The following is a 21,618-nucleotide window of genomic DNA, read 5'->3' as shown; positions in this document are numbered from 1 at the left end:
TGTACGACGGAGTGTTATAAGATGGGAAATCGGATACCAGATGAAATTGTGGATCAGGTGCAAAAGTCGGCAGATATCGTTGAAGTCATAGGTGATTATGTTCAATTAAAAAAGCAAGGCCGAAACTACTTTGGACTCTGTCCTTTTCATGGAGAAAGCACACCTTCGTTTTCCGTATCGCCCGACAAACAGATTTTTCATTGCTTTGGCTGCGGAGCGGGCGGCAATGTTTTCTCTTTTTTAAGGCAGATGGAAGGCTATTCATTTGCCGAGTCGGTTTCTCACCTTGCTGACAAATACCAAATTGATTTTCCAGATGATATAGCAGTCCATTCCGAAGCTCGGCCAGAGTCTTCTGGGGATCAAAAAATGGCTGAGGCACATGAGCTCCTGAAGAAATTTTACCATCATTTGTTAATAAATACAAAAGAAGGTCAAGATGCACTGGATTATCTGCTTTCCAGGGGCTTTACGAAAGAGCTGATTGATGAATTTCAGATTGGCTATGCTCTTGATTCTTGGGACTTTATCACGAAATTCCTTGTGAAGAGGGGATTTAGTGAGGCGCAAATGGAAAAAGCGGGTCTTCTGATCAGACGCGAAGACGGAAGCGGATATTTCGACCGCTTCAGAAACCGTGTCATGTTTCCGATCCATGATCATCACGGGGCTGTTGTTGCTTTCTCAGGCAGGGCTCTTGGCAGCCAGCAGCCTAAGTATATGAACAGTCCTGAGACTCCGCTTTTTCATAAAAGTAAACTGCTTTACAATTTCTATAAGGCCCGTCTTCATATCAGAAAGCAGGAAAGAGCAGTCTTATTTGAAGGGTTTGCCGATGTCATATCGGCTGTAAGCTCGGGTGTAAAAGAAAGCATAGCCACGATGGGAACGTCTCTTACAGATGATCATGTCAAGATCCTGAGAAGAAACGTCGAAGAAATCATTCTTTGCTATGACTCTGATAAAGCCGGTTATGAAGCCACCTTAAAAGCTTCGGAGCTTCTGCAAAAAAAAGGGTGCAAAGTCAGAGTTGCAATGATTCCTGACGGATTGGACCCTGATGATTACATCAAAAAATTCGGCGGGGAAAAATTTAAAAACGACATTATTGACGCCAGTGTCACCGTAATGGCATTTAAAATGCAATATTTCCGAAAAGGAAAGAACCTGTCCGATGAAGGCGATCGCCTGGCTTACATTAAAGACGTACTGAAAGAAATCAGCACGCTTTCAGGGTCTCTAGAGCAGGAAGTCTATGTAAAACAGCTTGCTTCAGAGTTTTCGCTTTCACAGGAGTCTTTAACTGAGCAGCTGTCTGTTTTCAGCAAGCAAAACAAACCTGCTGACAATGGCGGTGAAACAAAAACACGGCGAGCGCATTTGACGACAAAAGCAAGGCAAAAACGTTTGCGCCCGGCGTATGAAAATGCAGAAAGGCTGTTACTCGCTCACATGCTTCGAGATCGGAGCGTCATAAAAAAAGTGATTGACCGGGTAGGGTTTCAATTTAATATTGATGAGCACCGAGCATTAGCCGCTTATCTTTATGCTTTTTATGAAGAGGGAGCCGAGCTGACGCCCCAGCATCTGATGGCCAGGGTGACAGATGATCATATAAGCCAGCTCTTGTCTGATATATTAATGCTTCAGGTTAATCAAGAGCTTAGCGAAGCTGAGTTATCAGATTATGTAAAAAAAGTGTTGAATCAAAGAAATTGGTCAATGATAAAAGAAAAAGAGGCGGAAAGAGCCGAAGCCGAAAGGCAAAAAGATTTTTTAAGAGCTGCTTCTCTGGCTCAAGAAATCGTTACATTGAACCGATCTTTAAAATAACTGGAAAACTGATGAGAAGCATTTATTGGCAATGATTCCTTGCGGAGGAGCAAATAGATCGCTTAACCTCATCATGAATTGTCATTTCATTATTCGCACATTTGTTAAAGGCAGTTCATATAGAAAACGCCTGAATGGACCGAATAAGAATCATACCGCTTATAGAATTCGTTGCAAGCTTTGGAAGGAGGGATCCATAATGGCTGATAAACAAACCCACGAGACAGAATTAACATTCGACCAAGTAAAAGAGCAATTAACAGAGTCTGGTAAAAAACGTGGCGTTTTGACATATGAAGAAATCGCTGAGCGTATGTCCAGCTTTGAAATTGAATCAGACCAAATGGATGAGTATTATGAATTTTTAGGTGAACAAGGTGTTGAATTAATTAGTGAGAATGAAGAAACAGAAGATCCTAATATTCAGCAGCTTGCCAAAGCCGAAGAAGAATTTGACCTTAATGACCTTAGTGTACCGCCTGGCGTTAAAATCAATGACCCAGTTCGTATGTATTTAAAGGAAATCGGTCGGGTTAACCTTCTATCTGCAAAAGAAGAAATCGCCTACGCTCAAAAGATTGAAGAAGGTGACGAAGAATCTAAACGCAGATTGGCTGAAGCGAACCTGCGGCTTGTTGTCAGTATCGCAAAACGGTATGTCGGACGCGGTATGCTGTTCCTTGACCTGATCCAAGAAGGAAACATGGGTCTGATGAAAGCCGTTGAAAAATTTGATTATCGCAAAGGTTATAAATTCAGTACGTATGCTACGTGGTGGATCAGACAGGCGATTACACGCGCTATTGCCGATCAGGCGAGAACGATCCGGATTCCCGTTCATATGGTGGAAACCATTAATAAATTAATCCGTGTGCAGCGTCAATTGCTTCAAGACTTAGGCAGAGAACCAACACCTGAAGAAATTGCGGAAGATATGGATTTAACGCCTGAAAAAGTACGCGAAATCTTAAAGATTGCACAAGAGCCGGTATCACTGGAAACACCGATCGGTGAAGAGGATGACTCACACCTTGGTGATTTTATTGAAGACCAAGAAGCAACTTCACCTTCAGATCACGCCGCATACGAGCTGTTAAAAGAGCAGCTGGAAGATGTACTTGATACGTTAACTGATCGTGAAGAAAATGTATTGCGTCTTCGATTCGGTCTTGATGATGGCCGTACAAGAACATTAGAAGAGGTCGGCAAAGTATTTGGAGTGACGAGAGAGCGTATTCGACAAATCGAAGCCAAAGCGTTGCGGAAACTAAGACATCCTAGCAGAAGTAAACGTTTGAAAGATTTCCTCGAATAAGATGGAACGGGTCTTGCAGATCCGTTCTTCTTTTTTAAAAAAGATATATGGATAATATGCCTTTATTTTACTGAAAAATGATGTCATTTGCAAATGAACATTGTGATGAAAAATTTCAAAATCTAATTCCATATTTTCTATTGTAAGCGTATACAATACATTATACAATAGAATAAAAAGGATATTAGAGAAATAGGCATGTCTCTATTCAATTTTGTATAAAGTGTGAATAAAAAACTTTTGTATAGCAATCCATTTACTTTTTGTTAAAATAAGTTAGAATTAGAAGTGTTTACATAGGGGGAAGGATCAAAAAGGGGGAAGGGAAATGAAATGGAACCCGCTTATTCCATTTTTACTGATCGCTGTTTTAGGAATTGGTCTAACTTTCTTTTTATCAGTAAAAGGACTTGATGACTCTCGGGAGATTGCAAGCGGAGGAGAAAGCAAATCTGCTGAAAAGAAAGATGCAAACGCTTCACCAGAAGAAATTTACAAGGCAAACTGCATCGCATGCCACGGTGAAAATTATGAAGGTGTTTCGGGTCCGAGCTTAAAAGGTGTAGGGGATAAGAAAGATGTCGCTGAAATTAAAACAAAGATCGAAAAAGGCGGTAATGGAATGCCTTCCGGTCTTGTTCCGGCAGATAAGCTGGATGATATGGCAGAGTGGGTGTCAAAAATTAAATAAAAGAACTATATTTCTCTTTATACATTCACAGGCCGCCGAGATGTTCTCGACAGCCTTTTATTTTTGACGGCCGCGTGCAGACCCGAATCAAAAGAAACAAACTAAAAATCATTCGCTCAGCTTGGATTCCGGGCTGATTTTTTATATGATAGTAAAGGAAAAAATGATTGAGAAAAGTTGTGATGACAAGTGAATGAATTAAAATTATCTAAACGATTGCAAACAGTAGCGGAGTACATACCGAATGGAGCGGTGATGGCCGATATCGGGTCTGACCACGCATACCTTCCTTGTTATGCGGTGCTGAATCATAAAGCCAGCGGAGCGATTGCCGGAGAAATAACAGAAGGCCCGTTTTTGTCTGCAAAGCGGCAGGTTGAAAAATCAGGCTTAAACTCGCACATTTCTGTAAGGCAGGGAGACGGACTGGAAGTGATTAAAAAAGGTGAAGCTGATGCCATTACGATTGCCGGAATGGGCGGGGCTTTGATCGCTCACATTTTAGAAGCGGGTAAAGACAAATTAACGGGGAAGGAACGCCTTATTTTACAGCCGAATATTCATGCTGTTCATATCAGGGAGTGGCTTTATAAAGAAGGGTATGCGCTGATAGATGAAGTGATCCTTGAAGAGGACGGAAAATGCTATGAGGTGCTGGTTGCCGAAGCGGGAGACAGAGATGCGGCTTATGACGATATTTCTTTATCAGCCGGGATGCTCGTCGGTCCTTTTTTGGCAAAAGAAAAAAATGCTGTCTTTTTGAAAAAGTGGACACAAGAGCTTCAGCACACTCAAAACATTTATGAACAGATTAGACAAGCTGCAGGCACAGAGCAAAATAAACAAAAATTAAAGGAGCTCTCCGATCGAATGGAGCTGTTAAAGGAGGTAATCGATCATGGCTAAAAGCGTAAATGGGCAGCAGATCATCCAGCTGTTTGAACAATTTTCCCCGAAAGCCTATGCGGTCGAAGGAGATAAAATCGGCCTGCAAATCGGCACCTTAAATAAACCGATTAAAAATGTGATGGTTACACTTGATGTGTTGGAGAGCGTTGTCGATGAAGCGATTGAAAAAGAGGTTGATTTGATTATTGCACACCATCCTCCTATTTTTCGGCCGCTCAAGCATATTTCAACAGATCAGCCTGCCGGAAGGTTAATTGAAAAGTGTTTGAAGCATGATATTGCTGTTTATGCAGCTCATACAAATTTAGACGTTGCGGACGGCGGCGTGAATGATTTGCTTGCTGAAGCACTAGAGCTGCATGAGACGGAAGTGCTGGCGCCTACTTATACGGATCCTCTAAAAAAGCTGGCCGTCTACGTGCCGAAGGAATATGAAGAGCAGGTCAGAGCCGCGCTTGGAAATGCTGGCGCCGGCCATATCGGCGAATACAGCCATTGCGCGTTTTCGTCTGAAGGGATCGGCAGCTTCAAGCCATTGGACGGAGCTAAGCCTTTTATCGGTGAAGTAGGAGAGCTTGAGCTTGTTCATGAAGTAAGGCTTGAGACTGTATTTCCTAAAAGTATCGAAAAAGCTGTTATCAATGCAATGATAAAAAGCCATCCATACGAAGAAGTCGCTTACGACATCTATCCTGTTGAACAGTCTCCCGCCGAAAAAGGGCTCGGCCGTGTCGGAACCCTTAAAAATGAGATGACGCTCAAGGAATTTGCTTTATATGTGAAAGACAAGCTTGATGTCAATGGTGTCAGAATGGTGGGGGATGCTGACAGTATGGTGAAAAAGGTAGCTGTTCTTGGCGGAGATGGGAACAAGTATATTCACCATGCAAAACGAAAGGGCGCCGATGTTTACGTTACAGGAGATTTATATTTCCATGTGGCCCATGATGCGATGATGCTTGGCCTGAATGTGGTTGATCCGGGCCATTACGCGGAAAAAATCATGAAAGAAGGCGTCACGAGAAAACTGACATCAATGTGTAATGATAAAAAATATGACGTGAATATCTTTGTTTCTGAAACAGATACAAATCCATTTGCATTTCTATAAAAAAACTGAGGCTTTTACAGCCTCAGTTTTTTGCTTTTACTTTTGGAAGTATTTTTTTGAGCGGTACATTGTGATCAGTTGTCCAAGTTGATGGATCTTCGTGATCGTACTGCTCCAAAAAGCGAATGACTTCTTTTGTGATCGGCGTAGGTGTTGAAGCTCCCGCTGTAACTGCAACGGTATTAACGCCTTTCAGCCATTCAAGCTTTAATTCGCTTAAGTCGCCGATCCGGTATGCTTTTGTGCCGGCTATTTCCTCTGACACTTGTGCAAGCCGATTTGAATTGTTGCTTTTCGGGTCTCCGACAACGATTGTTAAGTCCGCTTTTTTCGCCTGCTCTGATACAGCTTCCTGCCGCACTTGGGTAGCAAGGCAAATCTCTTGGTGATATTCGACATGAGGATATTTCTCTTTGACAAGCTCCATAATGTCGTGAACATCCCATTGAGACATGGTTGTTTGATTCGTCACAATTAACTTATCTGCTTGGATATCAAGGTTTTTTACATCTTCTTCTGTTTCAACTAAGTGAACGATTTCCGGCGCTACGCCAACGGCTCCCTCAGGCTCTGGATGCCCTTTTTTGCCGATATAGATCACGTGATATCCTTTTTCTTTCATCTCTAAGATTAGATTATGAGTTTTCGTCACATCCGGACATGTAGCATCAATTGCAACCAATCCTTTTTCTTCTGCGATTCTTCTGACTTCGGGAGAAACACCGTGCGCAGTGAAAATGACAGTTCCTTTGTCAACCTGCTTTAGAATGTCCAGACGGTTAGCGCCGTCCAATGTAAAAATCCCTTCCTCTTCAAACGCATCAGTGACGTGTTTATTATGAACAATCATCCCGAGTATATAGATGGGTCTTGGCAAACTTTTATCTAGTGCCGCATTTTTGGCAATGACCATAGCATCAACAACGCCATAGCAATAGCCGCGCGGCGAAATTTTAATTACGTCCATTTTCGGTTGTCCTCCAATACTGAAGTGAGTAAAGGCAATATAAAAAGCCGTAATCAAACGGCTTTATTCTTGCATTCTTCTGATCTCATTATAGCCAATCTCACTTCAGATATCAAAGAATGTTAAATATATAATCTCGGTTTTGAACTGCCTGATGTTCTTTTCGGAGCAGGAGAGGCAGCTTCTTTTTTCTTCGGAGCAGATGTTTTTGATTCTTGCTCTTTATTGTCAGGTGTTTTTGATTTCTTAGGCAGAGAAGAACTTTTTGGTTTTGATTTTTTGTTCCCGTCTGAGGTTTTTGTTTCATCCTCTTTCTCTTTTTCTGATGATTCATCTGAATCCGATTGTTTTTTACTTTCCTCATCGCTCTCTGTCTCTGTATCATCACTTTTACTTAATTGGCTGTAAAGCTTCATCAATGACGGCAGATTGCGGACTAAAGGGCCGTACTGCTGGATCATAGGGGTGACTTGCTGCGCCATGCCGAGTACTTTTTGCACATTTCCAAGCATACTGGATAAAGATGCAGGATTGGCGATATTTTGAATGCCTTGCAGACCTGCACCTCCGCTCGCTGCTGCACCTGCTCCAGGAACGCCGGGAACGCCGGCGCCTCCAGCGCCTCCTCCGCCGGGGAGGAACTTTGACAGCATCCCTTTTAAGCCTCCGCCCGCACCATTTCTCGCTCCGGCATTTGCCTGAGGAAGAAATTGTCCCGCTTGCTGAAAACCCTGCTGCTGTGCTCCAAATGAAGGCCCTCGCATATTAGGCGGTCTTCTCCCCATCATTCGCTGATTTGGCATAGGGCGGGGCGGTCCGGGCTGTGGATAATTTCTCATTGGCTGCTGCGGTGAAAACATACTTGTACCTCCTTTCAGCTCTCTCTGCTATTAGAATATGCAGGGGCTGCGGTATTTGCTTTACATAACTGAATAAAACAAACGCCTTGCAAACGTGGTGTTTTTAAGCGAAATCGGGTATAATGTGATGATGGACACATAATGTGCCGCTTTAAGGAGCTGGGAAAAATGAAAGAAACGAAATTTGAACTTTATGAATTGAAACCGTTTATCATAGATGCAGTACATCGCCTTGGTTTTTACGAACCGACCGATATCCAGAAAAGGCTGATTCCTGCAGTGCTAAAAAAAGAAAGCGTCATCGGCCAGTCTCAGACGGGAACTGGAAAAACCCACGCTTATTTACTGCCTTTATTAAACAAAATCGATCCTGCTAAGGATGTCGTTCAGGTTGTTATTACGGCTCCGACAAGAGAGCTTGCCAACCAGATTTATCAGGAAGCGCTTAAAATCACGCAGGGTGAAGAAGGAAGTCAGATTCGCTCGAAATGTTTTATCGGAGGCACCGACAAACAAAAATCAATTGATAAATTGAAAATACAGCCGCATCTTGTTGTCGGTACACCCGGACGGATTGCTGATTTAATCAAAGAACAGGCGTTAAGTGTTCATAAAGCGGAAGCTCTTGTTATTGATGAAGCGGATTTAATGCTGGACATGGGATTCCTTGCAGATGTAGATTACATCGGTTCCCGTATGCCTGAGGATCTGCAAATGCTTGTGTTCTCCGCGACCATACCGGAAAAGCTGAAACCATTTTTAAAGAAATACATGGAAAATCCAAAATACGCCCATGTGGAGCCAAAGCAGGTGACTGCTGCGAAAATTGAGCATATCCTTATCCCTTCGAAACATCGTGACAAGGACAAGCTCCTTTTTGACATCATGTCGCATCTGAATCCATACCTGGGGATTGTGTTTGCCAACACGAAAAACACGGCTGATCATATTGCCCAGTATCTGACTGGAAAAGGCATGAAAATCGGCCTGCTGCACGGCGGATTAACACCACGTGAGCGGAAAAAAGTCATGAAGCAGATCAATGATCTGGAATTCACTTATGTCATTGCAACTGACCTTGCTGCAAGAGGCATTGATATTAAAGGTGTCAGCCACGTTATCAACTATGAGCTGCCGGATGATCTCGATTTTTATGTTCACCGTGTAGGCAGAACAGCCCGAGCCGGCTCATCAGGACAAGCGATGACCATTTATGAGCTTTCTGATGAGGATGCATTAGTAAAACTTGAGAAAATGGGCATCGAATTTGATTACTTAGAGCTTGAAAAGGGCGAATGGAAAAAAGGCGATGACCGCCAGCGCCGCAAAAAGCGTAAAAAAACGCCGAACGAAGCAGATGAAATTGCTCATCGTCTCGTGAAAAAGCCGAAGAAGGTTAAGCCTGGATATAAAAAGAAAATGAGCTATGAGATGGAGAAAATCAAGAAAAAACAGAGAAGAAACCAATCTAAGAAAAGAAAGTAGGGGAACCTGTTGTTGAGAATAGGCTCACACGTCTCTATGAGCGGAAAACATATGCTTCTGGCAGCAAGCCGGGAAGCAGTCTCTTATGGGGCGAACACGTTTATGATCTATACAGGCGCACCGCAAAATACGCGCCGAAAGAAAATTGAAGACTTAAATATAGAAGCAGGCCGGGCACATATGCAAGAAAACGGCATTGACGAGATTATCGTACATGCGCCTTATATTATTAATATTGGCAACACGACAAATCCGTCCACTTTTGAGCTGGGGGTTGATTTTCTTCGTTCTGAAATTGAACGGACAGCGGCCATCGGAGCGAAGCAAATTGTCCTTCATCCTGGCGCTCATGTAGGAGCAGGAGCTGAAGTCGGCATCAAAAAAATTATTGAAGGTTTAAATGAAGTGATTGATCCAAAACAAAATGTCCAGATTGCATTAGAAACAATGGCAGGTAAAGGATCAGAATGCGGCAGAAGCTTCGAGGAGCTTGCACAGATTATCGAAGGCGTTACACACAATGAGCATTTGTCAGTGTGCTTCGACACGTGCCATACACATGATGCCGGGTATAACATTGTTGAGGACTTTGACGGGGTGCTGAGTGAGTTCGATAAAATCGTCGGCATTGACCGTATTAAAGTGCTTCATATTAATGACAGCAAAAATGTCAAAGGCGCGAGAAAAGACCGCCATGAAAATATCGGCTTTGGTGAAATAGGTTTTGACGCTCTGCAATATGTTGTTCACCATGAGCAGTTAAAAGACATTCCTAAAATTCTAGAAACACCGTATGTCGGTGAGGATAAAAAGAACAAAAAACCGCCATACCGTTTTGAGATCGAAATGCTGAAAGAAAAACAATTTGATGATACATTGCTCGAAAAGATTTTACAGCAATAAAAAATGGGGGATAATTCCCCCATTTTTTAGCTTGTGAATTGTTTGAATAGTTCATTAACGGTTTGAGCTGTTTCTTTCGATGTAATTGTCTCTACTTGTTTCAACAGCCGCATCCGTTCACTCTCATTAAAGATGTTTACATTTTTGCCGTTTAACAGGTTCGCCACTTCAACGGCCTGCGATCTTGTTAAGCTGATTCCGTATTGTTTTGAGTACTTCAGCAAATCGTCAGCAGTAGCCTGATTAAGCCGCTGCAAAATAATTCTTTGAAATAAAATCATCGATCATTCCACCTCCAGACTTAATGTATGGGCAAATCAGTAAAATGTGTCAGTGTTTAATGGTAAAATAGATTTATAATGTATTTAAAATAGTTATTGCAGGAAAGGAGATTTTATGACCCCAACAAAACAACATAAGAGAGAAACATTTTCCCATTTTATTTTCAGGGTCTTTATGATTCTGGCAGGAGCTGCATCTGCGGCTGTAAGTATCGAATTATTTTTAATCCCCAATGATTTTATTGATGGCGGGATCATCGGTGTATCACTTATTTTAGACCACCTCTTTATATCAAACCCCTTTCTGAATTTTGCTTTTTTCGTTGTCATATTAAATATTCCTTTTATGATCTTCGGATATAAATATATCGGTAAGACCTTCCTTGTCTCTACTTTTATAGGGATTGTCGGGCTTGCCGTTATTGAATCCTCACTTCACCATGTAGAAGCCTTTACAACCCAGCCTATTTTGGCTACTGTGTTCGGGGGTCTTTTGCTCGGCTTTGGCGTCGGGCTCGTTATACGAAACGGAGGTTCAATGGATGGCACTGAAATCCTCGGTATTTTGCTGACGAAAAAGCTGCCTTTTTCAGTAGGTGAGTTCGTTATGCTCATCAATGTATTCATTTTCATTTGGGCTGGTTTTGAGTTTGGTCCTGAGCAAGCGATGTACTCTTTCATGACTTATTACATTGCGATGAAAACCATTGATGCCGTCATCCAAGGGCTTGATGAAACAAAAGCGGTCATTATTGTATCTGATCAGTATGATGAGATTTCGGATGCTATTTTGCACCGTCTCGGCCGGGGAACAACAAAGCTGAAGGGCAAAGGCGGATATACGGACGAAGAAAAAGACGTGATTTACGCGGTTGTCACAAGGCTGGAAGTGACAAAGCTCAAATCAATCGTGTTTGAAGTTGATCAAAATGCATTCATCACAATTATGAATACTCATGAAACGAGAGGCGGAAAATTCAAAAACGCAATCCACTAGGCTTTCATTTACTTTTATTCATTTTATGGGTATAATTTTATCTGCGGTAAAGAAAATGGCTTGCTGACAGACAGCTGCCATTTTCTTTTTCATACATGGGATACGTTCTTAAGCAAAGCGAAAAGGGGGACCCTTCATGAACGTACAAGAAGCGCTGAACCTACTAAAAGAAAACGGATATAAATATACAAACAAACGGGAGGATATGCTGCAGCTTTTTGCTGATTCAGACAGATATCTTACCGCTAAAAACGTACTGTCTGCATTAAATGATGATTATCCAGGCTTAAGCTTTGATACAATCTACAGAAATCTTTCTTTATATGAAGAACTTGGGATTTTGGAAACAACTGAGCTGTCTGGTGAAAAGCTCTTCCGATTTAAGTGTTCATTCACTCATCACCATCATCATTTTATTTGTCTTGCCTGCGGCAAAACAAAGGAAATTGAATCATGTCCGATGGACAAGCTTTGTGATGATTTGGATGGCTATCAGGTCAGCGGGCACAAATTTGAGATTTACGGCACTTGCCCTGATTGTACAGCGGAAAACCAAGAAAACACTACTGCGTAATGAATATATATGAAAAAGGGGCCCGGTTTGGGCTCCTTTTTTAGTTATTGACACGTATCAAATGGTGCTTGTTGTTGTTCATCCATTGGACGGCTTCCAGCCAGTTGTTCACTCTGATGATGCTTGAATCAATCGGAAGCTGATTATAAGGGGAATTGAACAAAATCACCGGTATCCCGGCTTCCTTCGCAATCATCATGGCGTTTCCGTGATGATCCTCAAAAAACAGGTCGATGTTATGGTTTTTGACCGCTTCAACTTTGTGATGACCGCCAACAAGTTCGATGTGATCATAATGAATGTTTTGTCTGTCAAACCATTCATAGGTAACATCAGTTAAATGAGTCCGTCTCGCTGTAATATAAATAAGCTTGTGCTCCTCTTTGAGGAGGTCAAGTGACTGTTTTGCATGCTGTGCAAGCAATGCTTCCTTATATATAATTGCTTCATTTTGATTCATCCAATCCCAAAATTCTTCCTGGGTAATGTTTAACAGCTTTGTTAAATCATAATCCGTCATATCGTTTAATGAAATGGAAAGATTAAACGAACGGTTCAAATAAGGGACGAATGTATCCTGAGCCGTAATTGTGCCGTCAATATCTATTCCTAAGCGTAACATGCCCACACTCCTTCAGTTTCATCCTTTCAAGTGTAACATAAACAATTGACATTAACAGAAAAGTTTAGCAAACATGAATCAGGCAAAATGGATCAAACTATAAAAGCTCCTTTAATAAAACAGAAGGGGGAATTGAAGGTGGCATACGATTACGAAAAGCGTGATAACAACAGTTACTATGTTGATCATGGATCTGAAGGAACAAATATTACCCGCGACAATGACGGTTTTTTTGAGGAAACAGCTGCTGAAATCGCAGAGCCTTATCGTGCTGCTGACCGCAGCAATGACCGAGATAACGATCGCAGCGGCGGCAATGTCAATGAAGGACGGGGAATAGGATATATCGCTTTAGCCTTGTCCATTATTTCATTGTTTGTACTGCCTGTTTTATTGGGAGCTGCCGGTATTATTGTCGGCTATATCGCAAGAAGAAGAGGTGCTCAAGGCCTGGGTGCTTGGGCAATGGGTATCGGTGTCGTTTCATTAGTGCTTGGAATATTTATTATTCCATTTTTCTAACACAAAAAAGCTTGACGGGTTCCCGTCAAGCTTTTTGTGTTTCTTCTTTTAAATTTGCTTTTTCAGCTTCAAGCTTTGCATAGTGTTCCTCAGCAAGAATGTCAATTTCTTTTTTGAGTTCCTCAACCATCGTTTCCTCGGGAACCTTACGGACAATTTTTCCTTTCCGGAACAGCAGTCCTTCACCGCGTGCGCCGGCGATTCCGATATCAGCTTCTCTCGCTTCACCAGGCCCGTTTACAGCGCAGCCGAGAACAGCCACTTTAATGGGCGCTTTTATCTTAGAGATATACTCTTCCACTTCATTGGCAATGCTGATCAGGTCAATCTCAATACGGCCGCAAGTCGGACATGAAATGAGCGTGGCAGCATTGGAGGCTAAACCGAAAGATTTCAGAAGCTCCCTTGCTACTTTTACCTCTTCCACAGGGTCTGCGCTTAATGAAATGCGCAGGGTGTTTCCGATGCCTTTGCTTAAAATGGCGCCGAGCCCTGCTGCGCTTTTTACTGTGCCGGCAAACAATGTTCCTGACTCGGTGATGCCGAGGTGCAGCGGGTAATCAAACGCTTTTGCCGCTTTTTCATAGGCCTCGATCGCAAGGTTCACATCAGATGCCTTCATGCTGACGATAATATCGTGAAAATCAAGATCTTCAAGAATTTTAATGTGATGAAGTGCACTTTCTACCATTCCGTCGGCTGTCGGGTAACCGTATTTTTCTAAAATCCGTTTTTCAAGTGAACCTGCGTTTACTCCGATTCTGATCGGAATGCCCTTGTCTTTGGCCGCTTTAACAACCGCTTCCACTTTTTCGCGACGGCCGATGTTGCCGGGATTGATTCGGATTTTATCTGCGCCGCCTTCAATGGCCTTCAACGCAAGTTTATAATCGAAATGTATGTCAACAACGAGAGGGATGGTAATGCGCTTTTTAATATCCGCAATGGCGTTTGCCGCCCGTTCATCCGGACATGCTACCCGAACAATTTGGCATCCGGCTTCAGCCAAACGGTTAATTTCCGCAACCGTTGCTTCTACATCATGTGTTTTTGTTGTTGTCATGCTTTGGATGACAACTTCATTGTTGCCGCCTATTGTTAAAGGTCCCACTTTGACGGGACGCGTTTTTGTACGATGTGTGATTTCACTCACTTGCAATCGCTCCTTAATTGTAGTTGCCGCTTCTAGATATAACAATTCTAGTATGGTTTATGTGAATTTATTTTACAAATTACATTGTAACAGTGTCTTCGCCGAACTGACAAGAAATTAACGTTAAATTAAGGGTAGACCGGGAATTTGTATGCTGTTCCGGCTTGAATGGCGTTGGCTTTCACATTCGGATTCAATGCTTCAAAATCCTTTATAATGTCATCTGGGGAACCTGCTGATCCGACTATCGACATAACCGTATCACCCGGCTTTACCTTAACAGTTTTATATGCTGGTTCTTGTGAAACAGTTTTTGCTGATGCTTCATAGACAGGGAGGTCCTGAATGGGTATCGTTCCAATTTTAAGGTCATAAAAAAGAATAAAAAGAATAAAAACAATACTGCATACTAAGGTGAGACGCTTCATCGCTTTTCCTCCCGCATACGAAATTTTATACCATAGTATGCTTGTCCATTTAGAATCATGACAAAAGAAAAGAGACTGCGAATGCAGTCTCGGTTTATACAGGAGCTTTTTTGGATGGGATCTCTTTTAAAATGAGAAACAGGATGACAAAGTTGACAAACCAGTTAAGCAAAAATTCACTTGGAACGGTTGCTTCTAATGCCCGCATGATTGTAAAGAATACAGTCGAAAGGGTGATGGAATAAGCAGAAAGCTTCCAAAGCTGATGATAGGATAGATGTTTTTTCTGCGAATTCTTAATGATTAACCCGATAAGCGCTAAGAATGACACTTCAATAAATTTCCCCGCTGCTGTTACGAGAAAAATAAGTGCTGAGAGAACAGTTACGATCATCGCTTTATTTTGGTTTAAACCTGCAATGACATCTTTTTTCTGTAACTCTGACGGCATCATTGAGTAAGGCATTTCTTGGGCTTGTCCGTCAATGGCCAAAACAAATTTGTTCTGAAGGATGCCGATCGCGTTTTGTTTTGCTTCAATTTGTTTCGTGCCATAGGCGTCTGTCGGATCGAACACGATAACGAAACCATTTGCCTGAGATTCCGTGGCTTTTTTCTCATCCGTTTGAAGTTTGCCGTTTGAAATTGTGAAATCAGGGAAATCTTTGTTTAAAACAGTTTTAAAGCCATTCATTGATTTTACGGTCCCTGTACTTACATAATAAGCGGTAGGGATTGCAAACAGGACAGAGAGCAAAAATACATAAAGAATCGCTTTACCGATTCCTTGAAATCTTGTTTTTGCAATATCACGGGGAGAGTATGTACTTTTAATGAAAAGCTGAAACACATTCACTATCTTCACTTCCTAGCTAAACTAATATATGTTGCTTATTGTATCGTTGCATGCGTGTGAATACAAGGAAGATATGAAGAAGGCAGATGTAAAATGGGAGGATGGAAACTATGGATATGTTGTATTGGCTGTTAATTGCAGCGGTTTTTATCATCGCCTTTATCGGGCTGGTGTATCCTGTTATTCCGAGTGTAGTATTTATTGTTGCCGGATTTATATTATACGGATTTTTATTTTCATTCAGTCCGTATTCCTATATGTTCTGGCTCGTTGAGGCAGTTTTTGCTGCAGTATTATTCGCGGCAGATTACGTGTCTAATCTGCTTGGAGTGAAAAGGTTCGGAGGAAGCAAGGCCGCCATATGGGGAAGCACGATCGGTTTATTAATCGGACCTTTTGTCATTCCGGTTGCAGGGATCATATTGGGTCCGTTTATCGGTGCTGTTTGTGCAGAACTTATCGTCCATCAGAAGGACTTAAAGTCAGCGTTTAAAATTGGCCTCGGTTCACTCATTGGTTTTTTAACAGGCGTCATTGCAAAGGGCATCATACAGCTTTTGATGATCGGATATTTTTTATGGACGGTCCTATAAGAAATACTGGCGGGAGGTTTAATGGTGCTGATTATCGGTTAAAGTGAAATATGTCCGCTGAAATGAGCCAAATTGTGAGCTTTTTCATTGATTACAATGCATTCTTTTGTTACATTGAATGAAGAAAGGCTCGCTGTGAAGCGGCATTTCAGTACATATATATTAAGGAGGAATTATCATGGCTTACGAACTTCCAGAATTACCATATGCGTACGATGCTTTAGAACCGCATATCGACAAGGAAACTATGACTATTCACCATACGAAACACCACAACACATACGTTACAAATTTAAACAAAGCGGTTGAAGGAAACACTGCTCTTGCAAACAAATCAGTTGAAGAGCTTGTTGCAGATATTGATTCTGTTCCTGAAAACATCCGCACTGCAGTCCGCAACAACGGCGGCGGACACGCGAACCACAAATTATTCTGGACACTTTTATCTCCAAACGGCGGAGGCGAACCGACTGGCGCGCTTGCTGAAGAGATCAACAGTGTATTTGGAAGCTTTGACAAATTCAAAGAGCAATTCGCAGCTGCAGCGGCTGGACGCTTTGGTTCTGGCTGGGCATGGCTTGTTGTGAACAACGGCAAACTTGAAATCACAAGCACGCCAAACCAAGATTCTCCACTTTCAGAAGGCAAAACGCCTATCTTGGGTCTTGACGTTTGGGAGCATGCTTACTATCTTAACTATCAAAACCGCCGTCCTGATTACATTTCAGCTTTCTGGAAAGTTGTAAACTGGGATGAAGTGGCTCGTCTATACAGCGAAGCAAAATAATGACACAAACAAGGTCCTCAATAAAGGACCTTGTTTTTTTATGTCTTCTTTTTACATATCTCGGTTTGAGTGAGACAGACTAAGGGATAGTAAAGGGGAGTCAGTAATGAGCAAACTAAAAAAAGTGATAGGCGATGTAGACGTAAACAAAGGGTTACTCTTTCTGCTGACCATTGGCGGGCTTTACTCGCTGGGAATTGCACTGTCCAATACATTTGTTAATGTGTATCTTTGGAAGCAGTCAGGGAAATTTATTGATTTGGCGATATATAATTTATCCGTTGTGACAATGCAGCCGATAACCTTTTATTTGGCTGGACGGTTAGCCAAAAAAATAGACAGGGTGTTTATTTTAAGATTCGGCGTCATTTTCTTAGCTGCCTTTTATTTAAGTGTGCTTTTAGCCGGAGAAACGGCGGCCAGCCGTCTCGTGCTGATCGGAGCGGTGCTCGGAGTGGGCTATGGCTTTTATTGGCTAGCGTTTAACGTGCTGACCTTTGAAATAACAGAGCCGGATACGCGAGACTTTTTCAACGGGTTTATGGGCATTCTGTCTTCCTCTGCAGGAATGATCGGCCCGATTGTAGCGGGATTTGTGATCTCAAGGCTTGAAAATAATACGGGTTATACAGTCATTTTCAGTCTCTCCCTCAGCTTATTTGCCCTCGCTGTCGTGATGAGCTTTTTCTTAAAACGGAGAGAATCAAAGGGCCGTTTTATGCTGAGCAAAGTATTTGGAGAGCGCCATAGCAATATGAATTGGCGGAGAATCACGAATGCGCATTTTTTTCAGGGTTTGAGAGAAGGGATTTTTGTCTTTTTAATCAGTGTGTTTGTATTTATTGAGACAAACAGCGAACTTGCTCTCGGTACATTCGGTCTTGTCAATTCAGCTGTTTCCTTCTTTGCCTACTACTTTGCATCCAGGCTGATTAAGAAAAAGGCCAGAAAAAAATCGATTTTGCTGGGCGGACTTATTTTGTATGGCGCGCTGTTTTTGATTCTGTTTCATATGAGCTTTTCGACATTATTAACGTATGGCGTTTTTATTGCCATCGGCTATCCTCTGTTGCTTGTGCCATATGTATCACTTACATATGATGTGATAGGGCGCGCGAGGCATGCCAGAAAAGCAAGAATTGAATATATCGTGCTAAGGGAAATGTTTTTGAACGCCGGCAGAATTGTTTCGATTTTATGCTTCCTCCTGATCGTGGCCCTTCTGAAAGAGGACGTGGGGATTCCTTTGTCACTTGCGATATTAGGTATAGGACATCCTTTGATTTATTACTTTGTCAAGGATATCCGTTTTAAGGAGAAGGAAGGGGAAAATGAAACCATGGAAGAAGACGGCCAAAAACGGGTAACAGAACCGACCCTTTTAAAAGGCGAGAGATAATTTTTTTGCCAAAAAGGGGTTATCTGTAGAAAAAAGTCGAAAAAACCTTTAAAATGAAAACTGGCACTCTTACTGAGTGTCTTTTCTTTCTGTAAATAGAAAAAGGTGATGTTATGAGGAGAAATAAACCAAAAAAACAAAATCATAAAGAGAAAAAGAAGTCGCTTCCGATCCGGCTGAATATTTTATTTTTAGCTGCCTTTGTTATATTCACCTGGATCATTGTGGAATTGGGCATTAAGCAGATCGTGCAAGGCGATGATTACAAAAATCAAGCGAATAAGCAGGAACAAAGTGAAGTCAGCTCAGCGGTGCCGCGCGGGAAAATTTATGATCGAAACTTTAATGCCATTGTGACAAACAAGGCTTTAAATGCAATCACATACACAAGATCTAAATCGACCACGCAAGAACAGCGCTTAAAGATCGCAAAAAAGCTGTCTGACATGATCAAAGTCGATACAAAAAAAGTAACAGAACGGGATAAAAAAGATTATTGGATTTTGACTAGACCGAAAGAAGCAAAAAAGCTGATTAGCTCTAAAGAAAGACAGCAGGTTGAAGACAAAAAAATATCCGATGACGATTTATACCAGCTTCAGCTAAAACGGATTACTGATAAGCAGCTGAATGAATTGACGGATAAAGATATGCAGATCCTCGCTATCAAAAGACAGATGGATTCTGGCTATGCATTGACCCCTCAATATATCAAAAACGAAGATGTATCAGCGAAGGAAATGGCAGTGGTAAGTGAACATTTAGACGAACTGCCGGGTGTTGATGTCACCTCCGATTGGGAACGTGAATATCCGTATAAAAACCTTCTTCGCTCAGTGCTCGGAAGTGTTTCCAGCTCTAATGAAGGATTGCCGTCCAACTTGCTCGACCATTATCTGTCGCTTGGCTACAGCCGTAATGACAGGGTCGGAAAAAGCTATTTGGAATACCAATACGAAAGCCTTCTGCAGGGCCAAAAAGCCAAAGTCGAAAATATCACAGATTCAAACGGCAATGTCACGGGAACAAAAACGGTATCTGAAGGCAAAGCCGGTAAAGATCTCGTACTTACGATTGACATTGATTTGCAAAAAGAAGTGGAAAAAATCATTGAGAAGAACCTCAAATCTGCTAAAGCAAGACCAAGCACTCAATTGTTAGACCGGGCATTCGTTGTGATGATGGACCCAAGAAACGGTGAAGTGCTTTCAATGGCGGGCAAGCAGATTAAACAAGAAAATGGGAAATATAAAATTGATGATTATGCTTTAGGTACAATGACGTCATCTTACGCCATGGGTTCAGCAGTCAAAGGCGCAACAGTCTTGACAGGCCTTCAAACCGGAGCCATCAATCTAAATACAGTTTTTCAGGATGAACCATTGTATATCGGACAGGATAAAAATGGTAAAAAATCATGGACTAACTTAGGACCGGTCAATATTCAAAGAGCCTTAGAGCAGTCTTCCAACGTATTTATGTTTAAAACTGCGATTGCGCTCGGAAAAGGTGAATATAAACCGCACCAGGCTTTACCGATTGATACAACGGCCTTTGATACGTTCCGTAATTATTTCAGTCAATTTGGATTAGGTGTCAAAACTGGAATTGATCTTCCGAATGAAATGACAGGCTATAAAGGAACAGACAGATTGACGGGATTCTTGCTTGACTATGCGATCGGCCAATACGACACGTATACACCGCTGGAACTCGCGCAATACGTATCAACGATTGCAAACGGCGGATATCGCTTAAAGCCTCAGCTTGTAAAGGAAGTCAGAGAACCTGATGCTAAAAGAGGGATCGGTGCTGTCGTACAATCCGTTCAGCCGGAAGTGCTGAATAAAATCGACATGAAGAGTGAATATATTAAAGAGGTGCAGGCCGGATTCAGACGGGTGATGACAAAAGGGACAGCTGCCAGCCAATTTGCTTCAGCGTCCTATCAGCCTGCCGGTAAAACAGGAACAGCACAATCGTTCTATGATGGACCTGATAAATCAAAAACAGGAACAGCGACTTATAATACGACACTTGTTGCCTATGCACCAGCTGATAATCCTGAGATTGCGATCTCTGTAGTAGTCCCTTGGGCTTATATTGATTACAGCGCTAAATATACCATTACAAACGAAATCGGCAGGGAAGTAATGGATAAATATTTTGAGCTGAAATCGAAGCAGGACAAAGAAGATACGCAACAAAAGAATAAAAACAAAATCGAAGAAAATGCAGAAAACACAACGTCTTCTGATAACTAAAAAGAAACGCTCACATAATGTGGGCGTTTTTTTTATACAAAAAAACGCATTGATTTACAAAACCTTAACATTCGATTCAAACCCTTTTTACATAGAACCTTTACTCTATACGTGTAGGACAAATTACACATTATACGCAGGGGGAATTCAGGAAATGAAAAAAAACAAATTGGTGCTTATGCTTCTGATGGCTGCTTTTATGATGATTGCAGCTGCATGCGGAAATGCAGGAGAAAGTGAAAAATCGAATAGCGATTCTGCAAAAGGAGAAGAAAAGGCATCAGGTTCTTTAACCATTTCTGGTTCATCGGCTATGCAGCCGCTAGTACTTGCAGCCGCGGAAAAATTTATGGAAGAAAACCCTGATGCTGATATACAGGTACAAGCTGGCGGTTCTGGAACAGGGCTTTCTCAAGTCTCTGAAGGAGCTGTTCAAATCGGGAATTCAGACGTTTTTGCTGAAGAAAAAGAAGGCATCGATGCAAAAGCGCTTGTCGATCATCAAGTCGCAGTAGTTGGTATGGCAGCAGCTGTAAACCCTAATGCTGGTGTGAAGGATATTTCAAAAGATGAATTGAAAAAAATCTTCACTGGCAAAATCAAAAACTGGAAAGAGCTTGGCGGCAAAGACCAAAAGATTACACTTGTAAACCGTCCTGATTCTTCTGGCACACGTGCTACATTTGTGAAGTATGCGCTTGATGGAGCAGAACCTGCAGAAGGCATTACTGAAGATTCCTCCAACACAGTGAAAAAGATCATTGCTGATACTCCGGGAGCGATTGGATATCTTGCATTCTCATATTTAACAGATGACAAAGTAACTGCGCTATCTATTGATGGAGTTAAGCCTGAAGCGAAAAATGTAGCAACTGGCGAGTATCCAATCTGGGCTTATCAGCATTCTTATACAAAAGGTGAAGCGACAGGTTTAGCTAAAGCGTTTCTCGATTATCTAAAGAGTGAAGACATTCAAAAAAGCATTGTTACTGACCAAGGCTACATTCCGGTTACTGATATGAAAGTGACACGTGATGCCAAAGGGAAGCAAAGCTGATCTTAATAAAA

Annotated in this window: 22 protein-coding genes; 15 read left to right on the top strand and 7 right to left on the bottom strand. The window is 41.9% G+C overall.

What is annotated here, in order from left to right:
• Window positions 1-21: 21 nt before the first annotated feature.
• The 5 genes from dnaG to MY9_RS12680 all read left to right on the top strand — a co-directional run bounded on the left by dnaG (window position 22) and on the right by MY9_RS12680 (window position 5,859).
• On the top strand, window positions 22-1,833 hold the full coding sequence (gene dnaG / locus MY9_RS12700; protein ID WP_014664639.1) for a DNA primase: 1,812 nt from the start codon (window positions 22-24) through the stop codon (window positions 1,831-1,833).
• 199 nt (window positions 1,834-2,032) lie between these two features.
• Window positions 2,033-3,148, top strand: coding sequence for an RNA polymerase sigma factor RpoD (gene rpoD / locus MY9_RS12695; protein WP_003226225.1), 1,116 nt, complete (start codon window positions 2,033-2,035; stop codon window positions 3,146-3,148).
• A gap of 328 nt (window positions 3,149-3,476) precedes the next feature.
• Window positions 3,477-3,839: a cytochrome c550 gene (cccA, locus tag MY9_RS12690; protein ID WP_003230068.1), complete on the top strand. Its 363-nt coding sequence runs from the start codon at window positions 3,477-3,479 to the stop codon at window positions 3,837-3,839.
• A 255-nt stretch (window positions 3,840-4,094) separates the two neighbouring features.
• On the top strand, window positions 4,095-4,745 hold the full coding sequence (gene trmK, locus MY9_RS12685) for a tRNA (adenine(22)-N(1))-methyltransferase TrmK (RefSeq protein ID WP_041521385.1): 651 nt from the start codon (window positions 4,095-4,097) through the stop codon (window positions 4,743-4,745).
• Entirely contained in the window at window positions 4,738-5,859 is a 1,122-nt protein-coding gene (locus MY9_RS12680) for a Nif3-like dinuclear metal center hexameric protein (protein ID WP_014664636.1), read from the top strand. The genes trmK and MY9_RS12680 overlap by 8 nt, the downstream gene beginning before the upstream one ends.
• A 22-nt stretch (window positions 5,860-5,881) precedes the next feature.
• Here MY9_RS12680 and MY9_RS12675 read toward each other — a convergent pair whose 3' ends face one another.
• Together MY9_RS12675 and MY9_RS12670 are read right to left on the bottom strand one after the other, a co-directional pair.
• Window positions 5,882-6,826 carry a 4-hydroxy-3-methylbut-2-enyl diphosphate reductase gene (locus MY9_RS12675; RefSeq protein WP_014664635.1) on the bottom strand — a complete coding sequence of 315 codons (945 nt, stop codon included), beginning with the start codon at window positions 6,824-6,826 and terminating at the stop codon, window positions 5,882-5,884.
• A gap of 122 nt (window positions 6,827-6,948) precedes the next feature.
• Complete coding sequence (locus tag MY9_RS12670) at window positions 6,949-7,686, bottom strand: YqfQ family protein (protein ID WP_014664634.1); 738 nt, start codon at window positions 7,684-7,686, stop codon at window positions 6,949-6,951.
• Window positions 7,687-7,854: 168 nt separating this feature from the next.
• On the opposite strand from MY9_RS12670, the gene cshB reads away from it, so the two are divergent.
• Both cshB and MY9_RS12660 read left to right on the top strand, forming a co-directional pair.
• Window positions 7,855-9,171, top strand: coding sequence for a DEAD-box ATP-dependent RNA helicase CshB (gene cshB / locus MY9_RS12665; RefSeq protein ID WP_041521384.1), 1,317 nt, complete (start codon window positions 7,855-7,857; stop codon window positions 9,169-9,171).
• 9 nt (window positions 9,172-9,180) lie between these two features.
• Complete coding sequence (locus MY9_RS12660) at window positions 9,181-10,074, top strand: deoxyribonuclease IV (protein WP_041521383.1); 894 nt, start codon at window positions 9,181-9,183, stop codon at window positions 10,072-10,074.
• Window positions 10,075-10,100: 26 nt separating this feature from the next.
• Here the strand turns inward: MY9_RS12660 and MY9_RS12655 are convergent, their stop codons facing one another.
• On the bottom strand, window positions 10,101-10,355 hold the full coding sequence (locus MY9_RS12655; protein WP_014664631.1) for a DUF2624 domain-containing protein: 255 nt from the start codon (window positions 10,353-10,355) through the stop codon (window positions 10,101-10,103).
• A 115-nt stretch (window positions 10,356-10,470) separates the two neighbouring features.
• Here MY9_RS12655 and MY9_RS12650 point away from each other — a divergent pair, with 115 nt between their 5' ends.
• A complete protein-coding gene (locus MY9_RS12650) occupies window positions 10,471-11,352 on the top strand; it encodes a YitT family protein (protein ID WP_014664630.1) in 882 nt (293 codons plus the stop codon).
• A gap of 136 nt (window positions 11,353-11,488) precedes the next feature.
• Window positions 11,489-11,926: a zinc uptake transcriptional repressor Zur gene (zur, locus tag MY9_RS12645; RefSeq protein WP_004398578.1), complete on the top strand. Its 438-nt coding sequence runs from the start codon at window positions 11,489-11,491 to the stop codon at window positions 11,924-11,926.
• A gap of 40 nt (window positions 11,927-11,966) precedes the next feature.
• On the opposite strand, the gene MY9_RS12640 is transcribed toward zur, so the two are convergent.
• Entirely contained in the window at window positions 11,967-12,548 is a 582-nt protein-coding gene (locus tag MY9_RS12640) for a nucleotidase (RefSeq protein WP_014664629.1), read from the bottom strand.
• A gap of 132 nt (window positions 12,549-12,680) precedes the next feature.
• Between MY9_RS12640 and MY9_RS12635 the strand changes: the two genes are divergently transcribed.
• On the top strand, window positions 12,681-13,070 hold the full coding sequence (locus tag MY9_RS12635; RefSeq protein WP_080478340.1) for a DUF308 domain-containing protein: 390 nt from the start codon (window positions 12,681-12,683) through the stop codon (window positions 13,068-13,070).
• Between the two features lie 25 nt (window positions 13,071-13,095).
• On the opposite strand, the gene ispG is transcribed toward MY9_RS12635, so the two are convergent.
• The 3 genes from ispG to MY9_RS12620 form a co-directional block, all read right to left on the bottom strand.
• The gene (ispG, locus tag MY9_RS12630; RefSeq protein ID WP_080478249.1) at window positions 13,096-14,229 is read right to left on the bottom strand and encodes a flavodoxin-dependent (E)-4-hydroxy-3-methylbut-2-enyl-diphosphate synthase; all 1,134 of its coding nucleotides are present in this window, start codon (window positions 14,227-14,229) and stop codon (window positions 13,096-13,098) included.
• Window positions 14,230-14,351: 122 nt separating this feature from the next.
• Window positions 14,352-14,651, bottom strand: a complete 300-nt coding sequence (locus MY9_RS12625) for a LysM peptidoglycan-binding domain-containing protein (RefSeq protein WP_014664626.1) — start codon at window positions 14,649-14,651, stop codon at window positions 14,352-14,354.
• 94 nt (window positions 14,652-14,745) lie between these two features.
• Window positions 14,746-15,507, bottom strand: a complete 762-nt coding sequence (locus MY9_RS12620; RefSeq protein ID WP_041521381.1) for a DUF1189 domain-containing protein — start codon at window positions 15,505-15,507, stop codon at window positions 14,746-14,748.
• A 110-nt stretch (window positions 15,508-15,617) separates the two neighbouring features.
• Here MY9_RS12620 and MY9_RS12615 point away from each other — a divergent pair, with 110 nt between their 5' ends.
• From MY9_RS12615 to MY9_RS12595, 5 genes are all read left to right on the top strand, one after another.
• Window positions 15,618-16,100: a DUF456 domain-containing protein gene (locus MY9_RS12615; protein ID WP_014664624.1), complete on the top strand. Its 483-nt coding sequence runs from the start codon at window positions 15,618-15,620 to the stop codon at window positions 16,098-16,100.
• 178 nt (window positions 16,101-16,278) lie between these two features.
• The gene (gene sodA / locus MY9_RS12610) at window positions 16,279-16,887 is read left to right on the top strand and encodes a superoxide dismutase SodA (RefSeq protein ID WP_014664623.1); all 609 of its coding nucleotides are present in this window, start codon (window positions 16,279-16,281) and stop codon (window positions 16,885-16,887) included.
• Between the two features lie 106 nt (window positions 16,888-16,993).
• The gene (locus tag MY9_RS12605; RefSeq protein WP_014664622.1) at window positions 16,994-18,286 is read left to right on the top strand and encodes an MFS transporter; all 1,293 of its coding nucleotides are present in this window, start codon (window positions 16,994-16,996) and stop codon (window positions 18,284-18,286) included.
• Window positions 18,287-18,399: 113 nt separating this feature from the next.
• Window positions 18,400-20,550 carry a penicillin-binding protein 2A gene (pbpA, locus tag MY9_RS12600; RefSeq protein ID WP_014664621.1) on the top strand — a complete coding sequence of 717 codons (2,151 nt, stop codon included), beginning with the start codon at window positions 18,400-18,402 and terminating at the stop codon, window positions 20,548-20,550.
• Window positions 20,551-20,704: 154 nt separating this feature from the next.
• Window positions 20,705-21,607, top strand: a complete 903-nt coding sequence (locus tag MY9_RS12595; RefSeq protein ID WP_014664620.1) for a phosphate ABC transporter substrate-binding protein — start codon at window positions 20,705-20,707, stop codon at window positions 21,605-21,607.
• The last annotated feature ends 11 nt before the right edge of the window (window positions 21,608-21,618 follow it).

Source organism: Bacillus sp. JS, from assembly GCF_000259365.1.
In the GTDB taxonomy this organism is placed as follows: Bacteria; Bacillota; Bacilli; order Bacillales; family Bacillaceae; genus Bacillus; species Bacillus stercoris.
The sequence above is the reverse complement of the archived record's forward strand: the minus strand, read 5'-3'. Positions and strand labels throughout refer to the sequence as shown.

Bases quoted from the DNA above. Each gene is read 5' to 3' on its own strand.
- MY9_RS12650 (WP_014664630.1), top strand. From the start codon at position 10,471: ATGACCCCAACAAAACAACATAAGAGAGAAACATTTTCCCATTTTATT.
- rpoD (WP_003226225.1), top strand. From the start codon at position 2,033: ATGGCTGATAAACAAACCCACGAGACAGAATTAACATTCGACCAAGTA.
- MY9_RS12595 (WP_014664620.1), top strand. From the start codon at position 20,705: ATGAAAAAAAACAAATTGGTGCTTATGCTTCTGATGGCTGCTTTTATG.
- zur (WP_004398578.1), top strand. From the start codon at position 11,489: ATGAACGTACAAGAAGCGCTGAACCTACTAAAAGAAAACGGATATAAA.
- cshB (WP_041521384.1), top strand. From the start codon at position 7,855: ATGAAAGAAACGAAATTTGAACTTTATGAATTGAAACCGTTTATCATA.
- cccA (WP_003230068.1), top strand. From the start codon at position 3,477: ATGAAATGGAACCCGCTTATTCCATTTTTACTGATCGCTGTTTTAGGA.
- dnaG (WP_014664639.1), top strand. From the start codon at position 22: ATGGGAAATCGGATACCAGATGAAATTGTGGATCAGGTGCAAAAGTCG.
- MY9_RS12675 (WP_014664635.1), bottom strand. From the start codon at position 6,826: ATGGACGTAATTAAAATTTCGCCGCGCGGCTATTGCTATGGCGTTGTT.
- pbpA (WP_014664621.1), top strand. From the start codon at position 18,400: ATGAGGAGAAATAAACCAAAAAAACAAAATCATAAAGAGAAAAAGAAG.
- MY9_RS12640 (WP_014664629.1), bottom strand. From the start codon at position 12,548: ATGTTACGCTTAGGAATAGATATTGACGGCACAATTACGGCTCAGGAT.
- sodA (WP_014664623.1), top strand. From the start codon at position 16,279: ATGGCTTACGAACTTCCAGAATTACCATATGCGTACGATGCTTTAGAA.
- MY9_RS12625 (WP_014664626.1), bottom strand. From the start codon at position 14,651: ATGAAGCGTCTCACCTTAGTATGCAGTATTGTTTTTATTCTTTTTATT.
- MY9_RS12615 (WP_014664624.1), top strand. From the start codon at position 15,618: ATGGATATGTTGTATTGGCTGTTAATTGCAGCGGTTTTTATCATCGCC.
- trmK (WP_041521385.1), top strand. From the start codon at position 4,095: ATGGCCGATATCGGGTCTGACCACGCATACCTTCCTTGTTATGCGGTG.
- MY9_RS12605 (WP_014664622.1), top strand. From the start codon at position 16,994: ATGAGCAAACTAAAAAAAGTGATAGGCGATGTAGACGTAAACAAAGGG.
- MY9_RS12680 (WP_014664636.1), top strand. From the start codon at position 4,738: ATGGCTAAAAGCGTAAATGGGCAGCAGATCATCCAGCTGTTTGAACAA.
- MY9_RS12670 (WP_014664634.1), bottom strand. From the start codon at position 7,686: ATGTTTTCACCGCAGCAGCCAATGAGAAATTATCCACAGCCCGGACCG.
- MY9_RS12655 (WP_014664631.1), bottom strand. From the start codon at position 10,355: ATGATTTTATTTCAAAGAATTATTTTGCAGCGGCTTAATCAGGCTACT.